Genomic DNA, 16,476 nt, shown 5'->3' with positions numbered 1-16,476 from the left:
CTTCCTTCTGCCGGCAATTACGATACCGTGAGTAGCGTTATGAAAGCAGACCCGTCTGTCGTTGACAAGGTCCAGACCGCCGGACGTCCCCGCGATCCGCGTATCGACGCTGCCATACTGCGGGCCACCGCGGATCTGCTTGTGGAAATCGGTTATTCGAATCTGACCATGGCCGCGGTGGCGGAACGGGCGGGCACCACGAAGACGGCGCTCTACCGCCGTTGGTCGAGCAAGGCCGAACTGGTGCACGAGGCGGCGTTCCCCGCCGCGCCGACGGCACTCGACACCCCCGCCGGCGACATCGCGGCCGACGTGCGGGCGATGATCGGCGCCGCCCGCGACGTCTTCACCAGCCCGGTGGTGCGGGCCGCCTTGCCGGGACTGATCGCCGACGTGGCCGACGACGCCGATCTCAACACGCGGGTGATGGCGCGGTTCACCGACTTGTTCGCCGCCGTGCGCGTCCGCCTCGAGGACGCGATCACCCGGGGGGAGGTCCACGGCGACATCGAACCGGACCGGCTGATCGAAGTCATCGGCGGCGCCACCATGTTGCGGCTGCTCCTGCTGCCCGGCAGCGACCTCGACGAGGCGTGGGTCGACCAGACCGCGGCCATCGTCACCCGGGGTGTGATGGCATAGCGGGGTGACGCTGCAATCGTTCCCCGGTGACCGGCACACCGCACTGGTGGAGGCGAGGTCATGACGGCGGTGCTGCGCGTCGAGGACATCGGCTTCGTCCGCGGAGGCCGTCACCTGCTCGCCGACGTCTCGGTGACCATCGAGGCCGGCCAGAGCTGGGTCGTGCTCGGTCCCAACGGTGCCGGCAAGAGCACGCTGCTGAGTCTGTTCGGTGCCGTCGCCCACCCCACGAGCGGGACGGTCGACGTGCTGGGCCACCGCCTGGGCCGGGTGGACATGCGGGAACTCCGCACGCACATCGGCCACGTCAACCCGCGTCACCGGGTCGACGCACCGCTGACGGCCCGGGAGGTGGTGCTGACCGGTCTGACGAACACCCCGGATTTCGTGCCCCGATGGTCACCGACAAGCGGACAGATCCGGCGTGCCGACGAGCTGATCGGCTCCCTCGGGTTGGCCGACCGCGCCGAGTCGCAGTGGCAGGTGATGTCGCAGGGTGAGCGCGGCCGCACCCTGATCGCCCGCGCGCTGATCGGCGAACCGCATCTGTTGATCCTCGATGAGCCGGCCACCGGCCTGGATCTGGCTGCGCGCGAACAACTCCTGGCCGCCATGGACGGGTTGCGGCACTCGGATCCGCAGTTGGCGACGGTGCTCGTCACCCACCACATCGAGGAGATCCCCGCCACGACCTCACATGCGCTGCTGCTGCGCGACGGCCGAATCATCGCCCAGGGCGAGGCGGCCGACGTGTTGACCTCCGAGGCGATCAGCGCCTGCTTCGACCACCCGATCGCCCTCGCGCGCAGCAACGGACGCTGGTTCGCCCAAGCGGTGTAGCGTCAGCCGTCGAGTGTGCGGATTGATCCGCCACATGCGGCGTGTCGCGGATGAAACCGCACAATCGGGCTGGGTCGGCGTCAGTCGGTCGCGATCTGAGCGCGGTTGCGGGCGGTCACGTCGTCGAACCGGGTGGACAGGCCGGCGAAGTCGCGGGCCTGCGATCCCGCGATGTCCTGCTCTGCGGCCAGGGCGGGGGAGATGACGGCGTCGGCGCCGCGCGTGTAGATCTCCTTGAGTCCGGCCATGGTCGCCGCGGGCACCTCGGCGATCTGGGCGGCCAATTCGATGGCGCGATCGAGCAGCCGCTCGTGCGGCACCACCTCGGTCACCAGCCCGATCCGCTCGGCCCGCTCGGCATCGACGACCTCACCGGTCATCGACAGCCGTCGCGCCATCGCGGCACCGACCACCTGTGGCAGCCGCGCCGTCATCCCGCCGCCGGGCAGGATGCCGACGCGGGCGTGGGTGTCGGCGAACACCGCACGGTGCGATGCGATGAGGAAGTCGCAGCCCAGCGCCATCTCCAGCCCGCCGGTGAACACCGCCCCATTGACCGCCCCGATGACCGGTGTCCGCATCTCGGCGACCCGGGTGATGCAGCTCTGCGATTGGAACTCGGCGAAGTACTCCGTGCCCTCGCGGGCGGCCTCCTTGAGGTCCACCCCTGCGCAGAACGCGGGGTCTGCGCCGGTGAGCACCACGACGTGCACCGACGCGTCGTCGTCGGCCTCGGACAGCGACGCGTACAGCGCCCGAATAAGGTCGCGGCTGAGCGCATTTCGCGCCTCGGGCCGGTTCATGGTGAGCAGGCGGACGTGGTCGACGTCGGCCACCTGGACGAGGGAGGTCATATACGCAAGCTAACGCAGGAACAGGTCGGCGTTGTTCGCGAGGTCGAGCAGTGGCTGCGGCAGCGCCCCGAGGGCGAGCGTCACCGCGGCGGTCACCGTGATGGCCGCGGTGGTCAGCCCGCTGGGCACCACGACCGTCGGTGCGTCGGCGGGCGGATCGGTGAAGAACATCAACACGATCACCCGCACGTAGAAGTAGGCCGCGATCGCGCTGGCGATCACGCCGACCACCACCAGCGGTATCGCACCGCCCTGGCCCGCCGCCTTGAACACCGCGAACTTGCTGACGAAGCCGCTGGTCAGCGGGATCCCCGCGAACGCGAGCAGGAACAACGAGAACACCGCCCCGACAAGGGGATTGCGCCGGCCGAGGCCCGCCCAGCGGGCCATCGCCGTATCCTCCTGCCCGTTGGCGTCGCGCACCAGGCCGACCACGGCGAATGCCCCGAGCGTGGAGAACCCGTAGGCGAACAGATAGAACAGCACCGACGACAGACCCGGGCGGTTCTCGGCGATCACGCCGGTGAGGATGAACCCCGAGTGGGCGATCGCCGAGTAGGCGAGCATCCGCTTCACATCGGTCTGGGTCACAGCGGTCACGGTGCCGACGACCATGGTCAGGATCGCGACCGCCCACAGCACCGGGCGCCAGTCGTCGCGCAGCTCGGGCAGGGCCACGTAGAAGATCCGCAGCAGCGCGCCGAACGCGGCGATCTTGGTGGCGGCCGCCATGAACGCGGTGACCGGGGTCGGGGCCCCCTGGTACACGTCGGGGATCCAGGAGTGGAACGGCGCCGCGCCCACCTTGAACAACACCCCGACCAGGATCAGGCCGGTGCCGGTCAGCGCGAGCGACGTCGTACCGGTGTCCTCGGCCACGACGGCGGCGATTCCGCGCAGGTCGAGCGTTCCCGCATAGCCGTACAACATCGCGGCGCCGTAGAGGAAGAACGCCGAGGAGAACGCGCCGAGCAGGAAGTACTTGAGCGCGGCCTCCTGGGAGAGCAGGCGCCGCCGCCGGGCCAGCCCGCACAGCAGGTACAGCGGCAGCGAGAGCACCTCGAGCGCGATGAACATGGTCAGCAGGTCGTCGGAGGCGGGGAACAGCAGCATGCCCGCGACGGCGAACATGGTCAGCGGGAACACCTCGGTCTGCGCCACCCCGGCCCGGGTGGCCACCCGCTCGGCGACGCTGCCGGGCACCGCCGAGGCCTGCGGGGTGAACGCGTCGAGTCCCGCTGCGGCATCCTCGGTTTCAGTGCCGGCGGGGATCTGCCGTTCCGCGATGAGCAGGATCCCGAGGACGGCGACGAGCAGGATGGTGCCCTGCAGGAACAGCGCGGGCCGGTCGACCACCACCGATCCCATCACGGCGGACCGGCCGATCTCCCCGGACATCTGCCGGCTCACCACGACGACGGCCGCGAGTGCGGCGACCGTGGCGCCGAGCGCGAGCGTGAGCTGTGCCGCGTAACGGCTGCGCCTGGGCAGGAACGCCTCGACGAGCACACCGGCGATCGCGGCGCCCACCACGATCAGCATGGGCGAGATCAGACCGTATTCGACGGTAGGAGTGGGAATCACCGGGCGGCCCCCTCTGCGACCTTCGGCGTCGGGTCCGGCTGGTTGATGGTCGTCAGCGTGTGGCCGACCGCCGGGTCGATCACGTCGAGTGCGGGTTTCGGATACACACCCAACACCAACAGAAGCGCGATCAGCGGGGTCACGACCGCGAGCTCCCGCGGCACCAGGTCACGCAGCCGTTCGTTGCCGTCGCGCACCGGACCCGTCATCATCCGCTGGTACATCCACAGCACGTAGATCGCGGAGAGCACCAGCGCGGTGGCCGCCACCACCGCCAGCACCGGGTAGCGGGTGAAGGTGCCGATGAGCACCAGGAATTCGCTGATGAACGGGGCCAGCCCGGGTAGCGACAACGTCGCCAGACCCGCGACGAGGAAGGTGCCGGCCAGTACCGGCGCCACCTTCTGCACGCCGCCGTAGGAGGCGATGAGGCGCGAACCGCGCTGCGACACCAGGAAACCCGCGATCAGGAACAGTGCCGCGGTCGAGATGCCGTGGTTGACCATGTACAGCGCCGAGCCGGACTGCCCCTGACTCGTCATGACGAAGATGCCGAGGATGATGAAACCGAAATGCGAGATCGACGTGTAGGCGATCAACCGCATCACGTCGGTCTGGCCGATGGCGACCACCGCCCCGTAGACGATGCCGACCACCGCGAGCGTGATGATCAGCGGACGGAACAGCGTTGCGGCGTCGGGGAACAACTGCAGGCAGTAGCGCAGCATGCCGAACGTGCCGACCTTGTCCATCACCGCCATCATCAGCACCGCGCTCGCGGGGGTGGCCTCGACCGCGGCGTCGGGCAACCAGCGGTGCAGCGGCCACAGCGGCGCCTTCACCGCGAACGCGAACATGAAACCGAGGAACATCAAGTTGAGGACCGCGGGGTTCACCGCGAAGTCGCCGGCGGCGACGGCCGCGACGATGGCCCGGAAGTCGAAGGTGCCCCCCTCGAATGCGTCGCTGGCCGCCGTGGTCACGTACAGACCGATCACCGCCGCCAACATGATCAGACCGCCGAACAGGTTGTACAGCAGGAACTTTACCGCCGCCTTGGACGATGCCGCCCGGTCGGCGCCGAAGCCACCGATGAGGAAGTACATCGGGATCAGCATGGCCTCGAAGAACACGTAGAACAGCAGCACGTCGAGGGCGACCAGCGACATGAACACCATGCCCTCGACGGCCAGTGTCAGCGCGAGGTAGGTGTGCACGGACCGGCGTTGCGGTGCGCGGTCGGCGTCGTTCCACCCGGCGACGATCAGCAACGGCACCAGCACCGCGGTCAACACGATCAGCGCCAGGGCGATACCGTCGACACCGAGGATGTAGCCCGTGCCGAACGACGGTATCCATTGGCGGGATTCGACGAACTGGTACTGCTCGCCGCCGGGGTCGAAGCCGACCGCGACGACCGCGGTGACCGCCAGCGCGACCAACGACACCGCCAGCGCCACCCACTTCGCCAGAGTGCGACGGGGCACCAACATCACCACACCGGCGCCGACGATCGGCGCCGCCCACAGCACGCTCAGCCAGGGAATCACCACAGGTTCACCGCCAGGATCGCCGCCACCACGAGCGCCGCGCCGCCGAGCATGCCCAGCGCGTAGGACCGGGCGAATCCGGTTTGCAGACCGCGCAATCCGTTCGATGCGCGGGCCACCAGCGTGGCGAGGCCGGTCGCGGCGCCGTCGATCGCCCGGTCGTCGACGCTGACCATGCCCGCCGTCACTGCCTGGCCGGGCCGCATGAATACGGCCTCGTTGAGCGCATCGCCGTAGAGGTCGCGGCGCGCGGCGACGGTCAGCGCCGACCCCACCGGAACCTCGGCGGGCACCTCGCGGGTCGCGTACATGCGGTAGGCGACCGCGATACCGACGGCGACGACCGACAGGATGACGATGGTGGCCACGACGACGGGCACCGCGTGCGTCTCCTCGTGGGTGCCGACCACGGGTTCGAGCCAGTGCGACAGCGCGCCGCCGATCGCCAGCAGCCCGCCCGAGGCCACCGATCCGACGGCCAGCACGATCATCGGCACGGTCATGACGGCAGGCGCCTCGTGTGGATGTACCTCGGGCCCATCTCCCACTGCAGCCCAACGCTTCTCACCGAAGAACGTCATCAACATCACCCTCGTCATGTAGAACGCGGTGATCCCGGCGCCGAGGATCGCCGCACCGCCGAGGATCCAGCCCTTGACGCCACCGGCGCCGAGCGCGGCCTCGATGATGCCGTCCTTGGAGAAGAACCCGGCCAGCGGCGGCACCCCGATGATCGCGAGGTAGCCGAGCCCGAAGGTGGCGAACGTGATCGGCAGCGCCTTGCGCAGGCCGCCGTAGCGGCGCATGTTCACCTCGTCGTCCATGGCGTGCATGACCGATCCGGCCCCGAGGAACAAGCCGGCCTTGAAGAACCCGTGGGTCAGCAGATGCATGATCGCGAACGCGTACCCGGCCGGGCCGAGCCCGGCGGCCAGCACCATGTAACCGATCTGGCTCATGGTCGATGCCGCCAGTGCCTTCTTGATGTCGTCCTTGGCGCAGCCGATGATCGCGCCGAACAGCAGCGTGACGGTGCCGACGATGACGACGGCCAGCTGCGCGGTCGGCGCCAGGTCGAAGACCGGGCCGGAGCGCACGATCAGGTACACGCCCGCGGTGACCATCGTGGCCGCGTGGATGAGCGCCGACACCGGTGTCGGGCCCTCCATCGCGTCACCCAGCCAGGACTGCAGCGGTACCTGCGCGGATTTACCGCACGCGCCGAGCAGCAGCAGCAGCCCGATCGCGGTGAGCGTGCCCTCGCCGAGTTGCGGTGCGGCGCCGAACACCCCGGCGAACGACACCGATCCGACGGTGGCGAACATGATCATCAGCGCGATAGCCAGACCCATGTCGCCGACGCGGTTGACGACGAAGGCCTTCTTCGCCGCGGTGGCCGCCGACGGTTTGTACGACCAGAAGCCGATCAGCAGGTACGACGCCAGGCCGACACCCTCCCAGCCCACGTAGAGCCCGAGGTAGTTGTCGGCTAGGACGAGCAGCAGCATCGCGGCCAGGAACAGGTTGAGGTAGGCGAAAAAAAGTCGACGACTCGGGCCTGTGTCTGTGGGTCGCTCCGCAAGCTGCGCTCCCGGTGCCATGTACCCGATCGAGTACACGTGGATCAGCGAGCCGACCCCGGTGATCAACAGCACGAAGCACATCGACAACTGGTCGAGTTGCAGACCGAAGTCGACCTGCAGGTCACCGACCGGCACCCAGGAGAACAGGGTCTCGTGGACGGCCCGGTCCTCGGCGGGACGGCCGAGCATGCCGGCGAACAGCACCACGCCGACCACGAACGAGGCCACCGCCGCGGCGGTGCCCAGCAGGTGTCCCCACCGGTCCGACCGTCGCCCGGCCAGCAGCAGGACCACGGCACCGGCCAGCGGCAGCGCGATCAGCAGCCACACCGCTGGGCTCATGACTTGAGCCCCCGCAGGAAGGGGGTGATGATGTCCACCGGTAGCGGGAACACCACCGTGGAGTTCTGATCGGCGCCGAGCTCGAGCAGGGTCTGCAGGTAGCGCAACTGCAGCGATGCCGGGCTCTTCGAGAGCGTCTCGGCGGCCTGGCGCAGTTCGTCGGAAGCCTGTAGTTCGCCGTGGGCGTTTATCACCTTGGCTCTCCGCTCGCGTTCGGCCTCGGCTTCGCGCGCCATGGCACGCTGCATCGACTCGGGGATCTCGACGTCCTTGATCTCCACGACCGACACCTCGACGCCCCAGTCGCAAGTCTGCTTCTCGATGATGGTCCGCAGATCCTGGTTGAGGTCGTCACGATGGGCCAAGAGGGTGTCGAGATCGGCCCGGCCGAGCAGCGACCGCAGTGTGGTCTGCGCGATCTGGGACGTCGCGACCGAGTAGTTCTCGACCGCGACGATCGCGTTCAGCGGATCGGTCACCCGGAACATGACGACGGCGTTCACCCGGGCGGGCACGTTGTCCTTGGTGATCACCTCCTGCGGCGGGATGGTCAGGGTGACCACCCGCTGGTCGACCCGTATCAGTCGGTCCACCACGGGGATCAGGAACTTGACGCCCGGACCGTAGAGCGGCCGGAGGCGGCCGGCGCGAAACACCACGCCGCGTTCGTATTCGGGTATGACCTTCAGGGACAGGTACAGCACCACGACGACGACGAGCGCCGCTGCTGCCACGGGAATCAGCCACGTCATCGCGCGCCACTGTCCTTCTTCGACGGTCCGACTCCCCATCGTGTGGAGTACTTGTCGATCGCGGCGGCCACGGACTCCTCGTGCGCGGTGCGGTGAGGCAGGTGCTCGGGAGCGATCACCTGGGTCGACCACAGGTGCCGGAACAGGGGTAGGCAGGTCACCGCCACGATCAACCCGGTGGTGGCCGACACGAGCACATCGGCGGTGCTGTGTGTGATGGCGGCCTGCGCGAGCGGCATCACGAAGGCTAGACCCGCGATGGCGCAGGCGATTCCGCGGTGAAACCGGCCGGCCTCCGAGAACGGCCACGGGTCGACCTGGCGGCTGATCTCGCGGCCGTGCGGTGAGGTCGTGCAGTCGGCCTTCACCGGACAGCTGTTGCAGACGGTCGGCTTCGCCCGGTAGCGCATGACCCTGTTGTTGGGATCGAAGGACGTCGGCCACAGCCACTGGTCGGTCGGACACTTCCACGCGTCGTGATCCGGGTGGTAGACGAATCCGCCGGTGCGCCAGCCGGCGGCGCGGTGTGAGGCCCGCTTGGCCATCAGGTCGAAGCCCCACGCCACGAGGACCAGCACCAGTGCGTACCCCGCGACCAGCCACGTCGCGATGTCGGGAGGGCTCACGGTGTGGTGTCTCCGACGTTGCGGGCGCCCGCCGCCGCGGGCAGTTCGGTGTACAGCGGCTCGTCGGGAAGCTCGTCGACGTAGGCGGTGTTCCTGCCCTGCCAGAAGCTCTTGATCGCCACCCAGGCGATCCACAGCAGGGGCAGGATGCCGCCGCCGATGAACACGATGTCGCCGGGCATGCGCATCCACTCCAGCAGGACGTTGCCGGGCTGGGTGATGTAGCCCAGCGACCGTGCCTCGAAGTAGCCGTCGTTGACCGAGTGGTAGAGCTGCAGCACCCCCAGTGGCAGCAGGGTGGCGAACACCATCCAGGCCAGCCCGATGTTCAACGACCAGAAGCTGAGCCGGGCAAGCTTTTCCGGCCATTTGTCGGCGGGGATGATGTAGCGGAACGCGAACATCGCCATGCCGACGGCCAGCATCCCGTAGACGCCCATCATCGCCCCGTGGGCGTGATTGGCGGTCAGCGCGGTACCGATCTGGTAGTACGACACGATCGGCAGGTTGATGAGGAAGCCGAACACCCCGGCGCCCAGGAAGTTCCAGAAGCCGACCGCCACCAGGAACATCACCGACCAGCGGTGTGGGAACGGTTTGGTGTCACCGGTCTGCTGGCGGGACCCCAACTGCAGGAAGGTCCACGCCTCGACCGTCAGGAACGTCAGCGGGATCACCTCGGCCGCGGAGAAGAACGCGCCGAGGGCCATGTGCTCCACCGGAGTTCCGGAGAAGTACAGGTGATGCATCGTGCCGATGACGCCGCCGGCCGAGTACAGGATGATGTCGAGGAAGATGATCCCGAGCGCGATGCGTTGCCGGACCACGCCGAGCAGCACGAAGATGTAGGCGACCATCACGGTGGTGAACAGTTCGAGGAAGTCCTCGACCCACAGGTGCACCACCCAGAAGCGCCAGAAGTCGGCGACCGAGAAGTGGGTGTCACTGCCTGCCAGCAGGCCGACCGCGTAGAACGCCGGGATCGCCAGCCCGGCGAAGAAGAACATCCACGGCATGCTCGTCTTCGACGACGTCTTCAAGCTGGAACGCAGTCCGCGCCAGACGATCGCGATCCACAGGAACAGGCCGACGATCAGCAGGATCTGCCACAGCCGGGGCAGATCCAGATACTCCCACTGCTGGGACAGCAAGGTGCCCTCGGGGATGACGCCGAAGATCGACAGGGCCTCGCTGATCAGCGAGCCGAACACCACCAGGGCCACCGCGCCGAGCAGGCCGTAGGCCAACCAGTGTTGGCGCCTGGGTTCCCGGCGCGTGATGAACGGCGTGAGGAAGATGCCCCCGGCCAGAAACGCTGCCGCGGTCCAGAACAGCGACAACTGCACATGCCATGTCCTGGCCAGGTTGTAGGGCAGCCATCGCGCCAGGTCGAGGCCGAAGAACGACGACAGATCCGCCCGGTAGTGCTCGGTGAGCGCGCCGAGCAGCGCCTGCGCGAGGAAGAGCACCGACACGATGGCGAAGAACCACACGGTCGCCCGCTGCGATCGCGTCAACGTCACTTCACCCGGCTGGTGATAGGAGATGGCGGGGGCGTCCTCGGCGTGCCAGCCGATCCTCTGGCTCCACCGGCCGTAGACCGCGAACAGTATGCCGGTTCCGCCGAGTAGGGCGATCAGCGACAGCGCCGACCACACGATCAGATCCGCGGTCGGGCCGTTGTCCACCCGCGGCTCGGCGGGCCAGTTGTTGGTGTAGGTGTAGTTGTGCCCCGGCCGCTCCGCTGCGGATGCCCAGGCGCTCCAGGCGAAGAACGCGGTGAGGTCGCGGATCTCCTTCGGATCGGTGATGAGATCGGGGGACAGACCGTTCTTCCTGGCGTCTGCGCCGAAGTGTGCGACGTAGTGCTGCTGGATTCGGTCGAAGGCCGCCGCCTGGCGATCGGTGAAGACGAGCGTCTTCGTGCGGTCGTCGAAGCGGTTGGTCCGGAACTCCTCGACCACCCGGTCCTGCACCTGCGCTTCGCCGGCGCGTTCGAACTGTGCGGTGACGTCATCGGCGGCGCGGCGAAGATAGTCGGCGGTGTAGTCGGGCCCCAGGTAGGCGCCGTGCCCGTGTACGGATCCGTACTGCATCAGTCCCCGGGCCTGGAACAACTCCTGGCCGCGGGTGATGTCCGCCCCGGTGAACAACTCCTGGCCGGATTCGTCGACCACTCTGTCCGGCATGGGCATCGAGGCCGTGTAGGTGCGGTAAGCCAGGATGCCCATGATGAAGAACCCGAAGATCATCACGAGGGCGACGGCCTGCACCCACCCCTTGCCGATCGCCGGTTGCTTCTCCTCGCCGGCCGATCGGCCGACCGTGCCCGAGGTGTCGATCGCCATGTTCCGCATACCCCCTGGTGTGAACGGCAACTGATCAGTGTTTGAGTAGGTTGGCGTCGTCGACCGAGGCCGACCGGCGGGCCCGGTAGATGGTCATGATGATGGCCAGCCCGATGACCACCTCGCAGGCCGCGACCACCATCGTGAAGAACGCCACCACCTGACCGTCGAGTTGGCCGTGCATGCGCGAGAACGCGACGAACGCGAGGTTCGCCGCGTTGAGCATCAACTCCACGCACATGAAGACCACGATCACGTTGCGCCGCAACAACACCCCGGCGGCGCCGATGGTGAACAGCAGCGCCGACAGGTACAGGTAGTTGTCGGGGTTCACCGGTCGCCGTTCCTTCCGTTCTCCGGCACCTCGCGTGGCTGCAGGATCGTGCTGACCGACGTTTTCGCGCCGCTGCCGTCCGGAAGCCGACCGGGCATGTCGACGGCGTTGTGGCGGGCGTAGACACCGGGATTGGGCATCGGGGTGGCGTGACCACCGTCCTGGAAGCGTTCGATGGACAACTCGCGCTGGGTTTTACGGTGTTCGAAGCGCTCCCGGTGCGCGAGGACCATGGCGCCCAGTGCCGCGGTGATCAGCAGGGCGCCGGTGAGTTCGAACGCCCACAGGTAGCGGGTGAAGATCAGCGCGGCCAGACCCTCGACGTTGCCGCTGCTGTTGGCGTCGGGCAGGCCGGTGAACCCGCTCGTCGAGACGGTGCCGATGCCCGCGATCAGCAGCACCCCGAAACCGACGCCGACCGCGATGGCCGCAACACGTTGTCCCCGAATGGTTTCCACCAGCGACTCCGAATTGTCCACGCCGACGAGCATCAGCACGAACAGGAACAGCATCATCACGGCGCCGGTGTAGACCACGATCTGGACGACCCCCAGGAACAACGCCTCCTGGGCGATGTAGAGCACGGCCAGCGCGATCATGGTCGTCGCGAGGAAGATCGCGGAGTACACCGCCTTCGGCGCGGAGACCACACCGAGCGCCCCGATCAGCGCGATGCCGCCGAGAATCCAGAACACGACCGCCTCGCTGGTGGAGGTGCGTGCCGCACCGTCCGCGGCGAGCACCATGGCGTCCGGGCTCACCGGACGTCCTCGGTGGCCGGCCCGATTCGGCCCAGGTAGTAATCGTCGTCGGTGGCGCCGGGCGCCATCGGGTGCGGCGGCGCCAGCATCCCGTCCTGCAGCGGTGCGAGCAGCTTGTCCTTACCCCAGATCAGATCCGCCCGGTTGTCGTCGGCCATCTCGTAGTCGTTGGTCATCGTCAGCGCCCTGGTCGGACAGGCCTCGATGCACAGCCCGCATCCGATGCAGCGCAGGTAGTTGATCTGGTAGACGCGGCCGTAACGTTCACCGGGGGAATAGCGTTCGTCGGCGGTGTTGTCGTCGCCCTCGACGTAGATCGCGTCGGCCGGACAGGCCCAGGCGCACAGTTCGCAGCCGATGCACTTCTCGAGGCCGTCGGGGTACCGGTTCAGTTGGTGGCGGCCGTGATACCGGGGAGCGACCGGACCGGGTTTCTCCGGATACTCCTCGGTGATCGGTTTCTTGAACAGCGTGCCGAACGTGACGGCGAAGCCGGCGACGGCGTCCCACAGCTTAGGCATCTGTCGTCTCCCTGCTTTCGGGCGTGCGCGCGGTGCCCGCACGGCCGGGTATCGGCGGAATCGGGAACACGTCCGCGGCGGTGCGCGCGGGCACGGTCCGGTCGGCCCGGAATCGCATGGTGCGCCATAGGATCACGGCCAGCCCGAAGGTGAGCACCGTGCCTGCGATGAGCAGACCGCTCGCCCAGCCGCCGTGGCCGGTGGTGCGCAGGCTGTGGGCGGTCGCGACGATCATGATCCACGCCAGCGACACCGGGATCAGCATCTTCCACCCGATCGCCATGAACTGGTCGTAGCGCAGCCGGGGCAGCGTGCCCCGCAACCAGATGTAGACGAACAGGAACACCCACACCTTCGCGGTGAACCACAGCAGCGGCCACCACCCGCTGTTGGCGCCTTCCCACAGGCTGATCGGCCACGGCGCATGCCAGCCGCCCAGGAACATGGTGGTGGCCAGCGCCGAGACCGTCGTCATGTTGACGTACTCGGCGAGCATGAACATCGCGAACTTCAGCGACGAGTACTCGGTGTGGAAACCGCCCACCAGTTCACCCTCGGCCTCGGGGAGGTCGAACGGCGCGCGGTTGGTCTCCCCGACCATCGACGTCACGTACACCAGGAACGACGGCAGCAGCAGGAAGACGTACCAGGTGGAGGTCTGAGCGGCGACGATGCCCGACGTGGACATCGTGCCGGCGTAGAGGAAGACCGTGGCGAACGACAGCGCCATCGCGATCTCGTACGACACCACCTGCGCGCTCGAACGTAGCCCGCCCAGAAGCGGATACGTCGACCCGGACGCCCAGCCCGCGAGCACGATGCCGTACACCCCGACGGAGGTGACGGCGAGGATGTAGAGCACCGCCACCGCGAGATCGGTCAGCTGCAGCGCCGTACGGTGCCCGAACACCGACACCTCACCGCCCATGGGGATCACCGCGAACGCGAGGAACGCCGGGATCACCGAGATCACCGGGGCCAGCAGGTAGACCGGTTTGTCGACACCGGCGGGGGTGATGCCCTCCTTGAGCGCGAGCTTGATGCCGTCGGCCAGGGACTGCAACAGCCCCTTGGGGCCGACCCGGTTGGGGCCGAACCGCATCTGCATGCGGCCCAGCACCTTCCGTTCGATCAGGATCGCGGCGAGCACCGTGAGCACCAGGAACACGAAGACGCCGACGGCCTTGGCCAGGATGAGCCACCACGGGTCGTGGCCGAACAGCGTGGGGTCGGGGTGGATCACGGCGCCGTCCGCCCGCCCGACGCGGCGATCGACACGATGGCGCCGGTGCTCACACCGAGTTGGCGGTGCACCTGCGAGCCGCGGGAGTTCAGCGGTAACCAGACCACGCTGTCGGGCATGTCGGTGACGGTGAGCGGCAGCGTGACCTGACCGCGTTCGGTGCCGACGGTGACCAACTCGCCGGGCGCCGCGCCGATGGCGTCGGCGGTGGGACCGGACAGCCGGACGACGGCCGGCGGTGCGGTGCCGGCCAGATGGGGCTCACCGTCCTGCATCCGCCCGAGGTCGAGCAGCATGCGCCAGCCCGTCAGCACCGCCTGGCCGGGTCCGACATGCGGCGGTGCCGGCGCCTCGTGGGCGCAGTGCGGACGCGGACCGTCCCACCAGCCCAGCCGGCCGAGTTCCGCACCGGCGGTCTGCGCATCCGGCAGACCGAGGTCGACACCCATCTCGTCGGCGAGGAAGTTCAGCACGCGCAGATCCGGAATGGCGTTGCTGTGCAGGGCCGGTCCGAACGAGCGCAGCCTGCCCTCCCAGTCGAGGAAAGCACCGCCCTTCTCGGCCACCGGAGCCACCGGGAACACCACGTCGGCGGCGCGGGTGACCTCGCTTTCGCGCAGCTCGAGACTCACCACGAACGGTACGGCCGCCAACGCGGCGAGTGCGGCGTGCGGATCCGGCAGATCGGTGACGTCGACGCCGCCGCACACCAGTGCGCTCAGCGCCCCGGAGCGCGCGGCGTCGAGTATCTCGCCGGTGTCGCGGCCCGGACCGTCCGGGAGCGCGTCGGTATGCCACGCGGCCGCCACCTGGGCGCGGGCGGAGTCGTCGGTGACGGGACGTCCGCCCGGCAGCAGGGTGGGCAGCGCCCCGGCTTCCACGGCGCCGCGCTCACCGGCTCGGCGGGGGATCCACGCCAGCCGCGCACCGGTGGCGGCCGCCAGCCGGGCCGCCGCGGTCAGCGCCCCGGGTGCGGTGGCCAGGCGTTCCCCGACGAGGATGACGACACCGGGCAGGCGCAGCAGAGGCTCGTCGGTCAGCGCGTCGAGTGCGGCGGCCTCCCCACCCGGTGCGGCGGTGACGAGGCGGCCGGAGAGTTTGGTCAGCCCCCGGCCGGCGAACGGTGCGACCGAGAGCACCTGCAGTCCCTGTTTGCGTACGGCTTTGCGCAGCCGCAGGAACACGATCGGTGATTCGTCCTCGGGTTCGAATCCGGCGAGCAGGACCGCGGGGGCGTTCTCCAGGTCGGCGTAGGTGACCTGCATCGGCCGGCCCGCCACGTGCGCGGTGAGGAAGTCGGCCTCCTCGGCGCTGTGTGGTCGCACCCGGAAGTCGACGTCGTTGGTGCCCAACACCATTCGGGCGAACTTCGCGTAGGCATAGGCATCTTCGACGGTGGCCCGGCCACCGATCACCACACCGGCCCGTGCGTTCGCCACGGCGAGTCCGGCGGCGGCGACGGCGAGCGCCTCCGACCACGACGCCGGCTGCAACACCCCGTCGGCGTCACGGACCAGCGGTGTGGCGATGCGGTCACCGACATCGGTGTACGTGAACGCCCAGCGACCCTTGTCGCAGTTCCACTCCTCGTTGACCTGCGGATCGTCACCGGCCAGGCGGCGCAGCACCTTTCCGCGGCGGTGGTCGGTGCGCTGTGCGCACCCCGAGGCGCAGTGTTCGCACACGCTGGGCGTGGAAACCAGGTCGAAAGGCCTTGCGCGGAAACGGTATGCGGTCCCGGTCAGCGCGCCGACCGGACAGATCTGCACGGTGTTGCCCGAGAAGTAGGACTGGAACGGTTCGCCGGGGGCGATGCCAACCTGTTGCAGCGCACCGCGTTCGAGAAGTTCGATGAACGGGTCCCCGGCGATCTGCTGGGAGAACCGGGTGCACCGCGCGCACAGCACGCAGCGTTCGCGGTCGAGCAGCACCTGGGAGCTGATGTTGATCGGTTTCGGGAACGTGCGTTTGACGTCGGTGAAGCGGGTTTCGGCGCGGCCGTTGGACATCGCCTGGTTCTGCAGCGGGCATTCGCCGCCCTTGTCGCAGACCGGGCAGTCGAGGGGATGGTTGATCAGCAGCAGTTCCATCACACCGCGCTGGGCCTTGTCGGCGGCCTCGGAGCTGAACTGGGTGTGCACCACCATGTCCTGGCTGACGGTGGTGGTGCACGACGCCATCGGCTTGCGCTGGCCCTCCACCTCGACGAGGCACTGGCGACAGGCGCCCACCGGGTCGAGCAGCGGGTGGTCGCAGAACCGGGGGATCTGGATGCCGATCAGCTCGGCGGCCCGGATCACCAGGGTGCCCTTGGGCACGCTGACGGTGGCGCCGTCGATCGTGAGCTCGACCATCTCGACCGCAGGTGCGTTCGAGGTCCCGGTGTCAGCGGTCTGCGTCATCGCACCCCCCCACTTTCGTCCGCCGCGAGTGTGCGGTTTCGTACGCATAGGGCGGTGTGTCGCGGATGGAACCGCACATTCGGCGAGCGCGGTG

Annotated in this window: 14 protein-coding genes; 2 read left to right on the top strand and 12 right to left on the bottom strand. The window is 68.4% G+C overall.

Translation table 11 applies throughout. The annotated features are described in order from the left end of the window. The first annotated feature begins 39 nt into the window (after positions 1-39). Together G6N49_RS15570 and G6N49_RS15565 are read left to right on the top strand one after the other, a co-directional pair. Positions 40-642 (top strand): TetR/AcrR family transcriptional regulator, encoded by a 603-nt coding sequence (locus G6N49_RS15570; RefSeq protein WP_011558968.1) that lies wholly within the window; start codon positions 40-42, stop codon positions 640-642. Between the two features lie 60 nt (positions 643-702). Next, positions 703-1,482, top strand: coding sequence for an ABC transporter ATP-binding protein (locus tag G6N49_RS15565; protein WP_083044636.1), 780 nt, complete (start codon positions 703-705; stop codon positions 1,480-1,482). A gap of 80 nt (positions 1,483-1,562) precedes the next feature. Here G6N49_RS15565 and G6N49_RS15560 read toward each other — a convergent pair whose 3' ends face one another. The 12 genes from G6N49_RS15560 to G6N49_RS15505 are packed head-to-tail and all read right to left on the bottom strand — an operon-like array spanning position 1,563 to position 16,382. Continuing rightward, a complete protein-coding gene (locus G6N49_RS15560) occupies positions 1,563-2,336 on the bottom strand; it encodes an enoyl-CoA hydratase (protein ID WP_011558970.1) in 774 nt (257 codons plus the stop codon). A 9-nt stretch (positions 2,337-2,345) separates the two neighbouring features. Further along, positions 2,346-3,920 carry an NADH-quinone oxidoreductase subunit NuoN gene (gene nuoN, locus G6N49_RS15555; RefSeq protein ID WP_083044635.1) on the bottom strand — a complete coding sequence of 525 codons (1,575 nt, stop codon included), beginning with the start codon at positions 3,918-3,920 and terminating at the stop codon, positions 2,346-2,348. After that, the gene (locus G6N49_RS15550; RefSeq protein WP_011768144.1) at positions 3,917-5,473 is read right to left on the bottom strand and encodes an NADH-quinone oxidoreductase subunit M; all 1,557 of its coding nucleotides are present in this window, start codon (positions 5,471-5,473) and stop codon (positions 3,917-3,919) included. The genes nuoN and G6N49_RS15550 overlap by 4 nt, the downstream gene beginning before the upstream one ends. After that, entirely contained in the window at positions 5,467-7,395 is a 1,929-nt protein-coding gene (gene nuoL, locus G6N49_RS15545; RefSeq protein WP_064915872.1) for an NADH-quinone oxidoreductase subunit L, read from the bottom strand. The genes G6N49_RS15550 and nuoL overlap by 7 nt, the downstream gene beginning before the upstream one ends. Next, the gene (locus tag G6N49_RS15540; protein WP_011558974.1) at positions 7,392-8,147 is read right to left on the bottom strand and encodes a slipin family protein; all 756 of its coding nucleotides are present in this window, start codon (positions 8,145-8,147) and stop codon (positions 7,392-7,394) included. The genes nuoL and G6N49_RS15540 overlap by 4 nt, the downstream gene beginning before the upstream one ends. Further along, complete coding sequence (locus tag G6N49_RS15535; protein WP_064876424.1) at positions 8,144-8,773, bottom strand: hypothetical protein; 630 nt, start codon at positions 8,771-8,773, stop codon at positions 8,144-8,146. Before G6N49_RS15535 ends, G6N49_RS15540 begins: the two co-directional genes overlap by 4 nt. Then, entirely contained in the window at positions 8,770-11,121 is a 2,352-nt protein-coding gene (locus G6N49_RS15530; protein ID WP_083044700.1) for a nitric-oxide reductase large subunit, read from the bottom strand. The genes G6N49_RS15535 and G6N49_RS15530 overlap by 4 nt, the downstream gene beginning before the upstream one ends. A 34-nt stretch (positions 11,122-11,155) precedes the next feature. Beyond that, positions 11,156-11,455: an NADH-quinone oxidoreductase subunit NuoK gene (nuoK, locus tag G6N49_RS15525; protein ID WP_011855160.1), complete on the bottom strand. Its 300-nt coding sequence runs from the start codon at positions 11,453-11,455 to the stop codon at positions 11,156-11,158. Then, positions 11,452-12,201 carry an NADH-quinone oxidoreductase subunit J gene (locus G6N49_RS15520; protein WP_011558978.1) on the bottom strand — a complete coding sequence of 250 codons (750 nt, stop codon included), beginning with the start codon at positions 12,199-12,201 and terminating at the stop codon, positions 11,452-11,454. Before G6N49_RS15520 ends, nuoK begins: the two co-directional genes overlap by 4 nt. A gap of 11 nt (positions 12,202-12,212) precedes the next feature. Beyond that, a complete protein-coding gene (gene nuoI / locus G6N49_RS15515) occupies positions 12,213-12,737 on the bottom strand; it encodes an NADH-quinone oxidoreductase subunit NuoI (RefSeq protein WP_011558979.1) in 525 nt (174 codons plus the stop codon). Further along, a complete protein-coding gene (gene nuoH, locus G6N49_RS15510; RefSeq protein WP_011558980.1) occupies positions 12,730-13,980 on the bottom strand; it encodes an NADH-quinone oxidoreductase subunit NuoH in 1,251 nt (416 codons plus the stop codon). Before nuoH ends, nuoI begins: the two co-directional genes overlap by 8 nt. Then, entirely contained in the window at positions 13,977-16,382 is a 2,406-nt protein-coding gene (locus G6N49_RS15505; RefSeq protein WP_064876427.1) for an NADH-quinone oxidoreductase subunit G, read from the bottom strand. Before G6N49_RS15505 ends, nuoH begins: the two co-directional genes overlap by 4 nt. Positions 16,383-16,476 lie beyond the last annotated feature (94 nt).

Source organism: Mycolicibacterium monacense, assembly GCF_010731575.1.
GTDB classification, from domain to species: domain Bacteria; phylum Actinomycetota; class Actinomycetes; order Mycobacteriales; family Mycobacteriaceae; genus Mycobacterium; species Mycobacterium monacense.
The sequence above is the reverse complement of the archived record's forward strand: the minus strand, read 5'-3'. Positions and strand labels throughout refer to the sequence as shown.

Excerpts from the sequence above, each read along its gene's own strand:
- G6N49_RS15570 (WP_011558968.1), top strand. The coding sequence starts at position 40 with ATGAAAGCAGACCCGTCTGTCGTTGACAAGGTCCAGACCGCCGGACGT.
- G6N49_RS15565 (WP_083044636.1), top strand. The coding sequence starts at position 703 with ATGACGGCGGTGCTGCGCGTCGAGGACATCGGCTTCGTCCGCGGAGGC.
- G6N49_RS15560 (WP_011558970.1), bottom strand. The coding sequence starts at position 2,336 with ATGACCTCCCTCGTCCAGGTGGCCGACGTCGACCACGTCCGCCTGCTC.
- nuoL (WP_064915872.1), bottom strand. The coding sequence starts at position 7,395 with ATGAGCCCAGCGGTGTGGCTGCTGATCGCGCTGCCGCTGGCCGGTGCC.
- G6N49_RS15540 (WP_011558974.1), bottom strand. The coding sequence starts at position 8,147 with ATGACGTGGCTGATTCCCGTGGCAGCAGCGGCGCTCGTCGTCGTCGTG.
- G6N49_RS15530 (WP_083044700.1), bottom strand. The coding sequence starts at position 11,121 with ATGGCGATCGACACCTCGGGCACGGTCGGCCGATCGGCCGGCGAGGAG.
- G6N49_RS15520 (WP_011558978.1), bottom strand. The coding sequence starts at position 12,201 with ATGGTGCTCGCCGCGGACGGTGCGGCACGCACCTCCACCAGCGAGGCG.
- nuoI (WP_011558979.1), bottom strand. The coding sequence starts at position 12,737 with ATGCCTAAGCTGTGGGACGCCGTCGCCGGCTTCGCCGTCACGTTCGGC.
- G6N49_RS15505 (WP_064876427.1), bottom strand. The coding sequence starts at position 16,382 with ATGACGCAGACCGCTGACACCGGGACCTCGAACGCACCTGCGGTCGAG.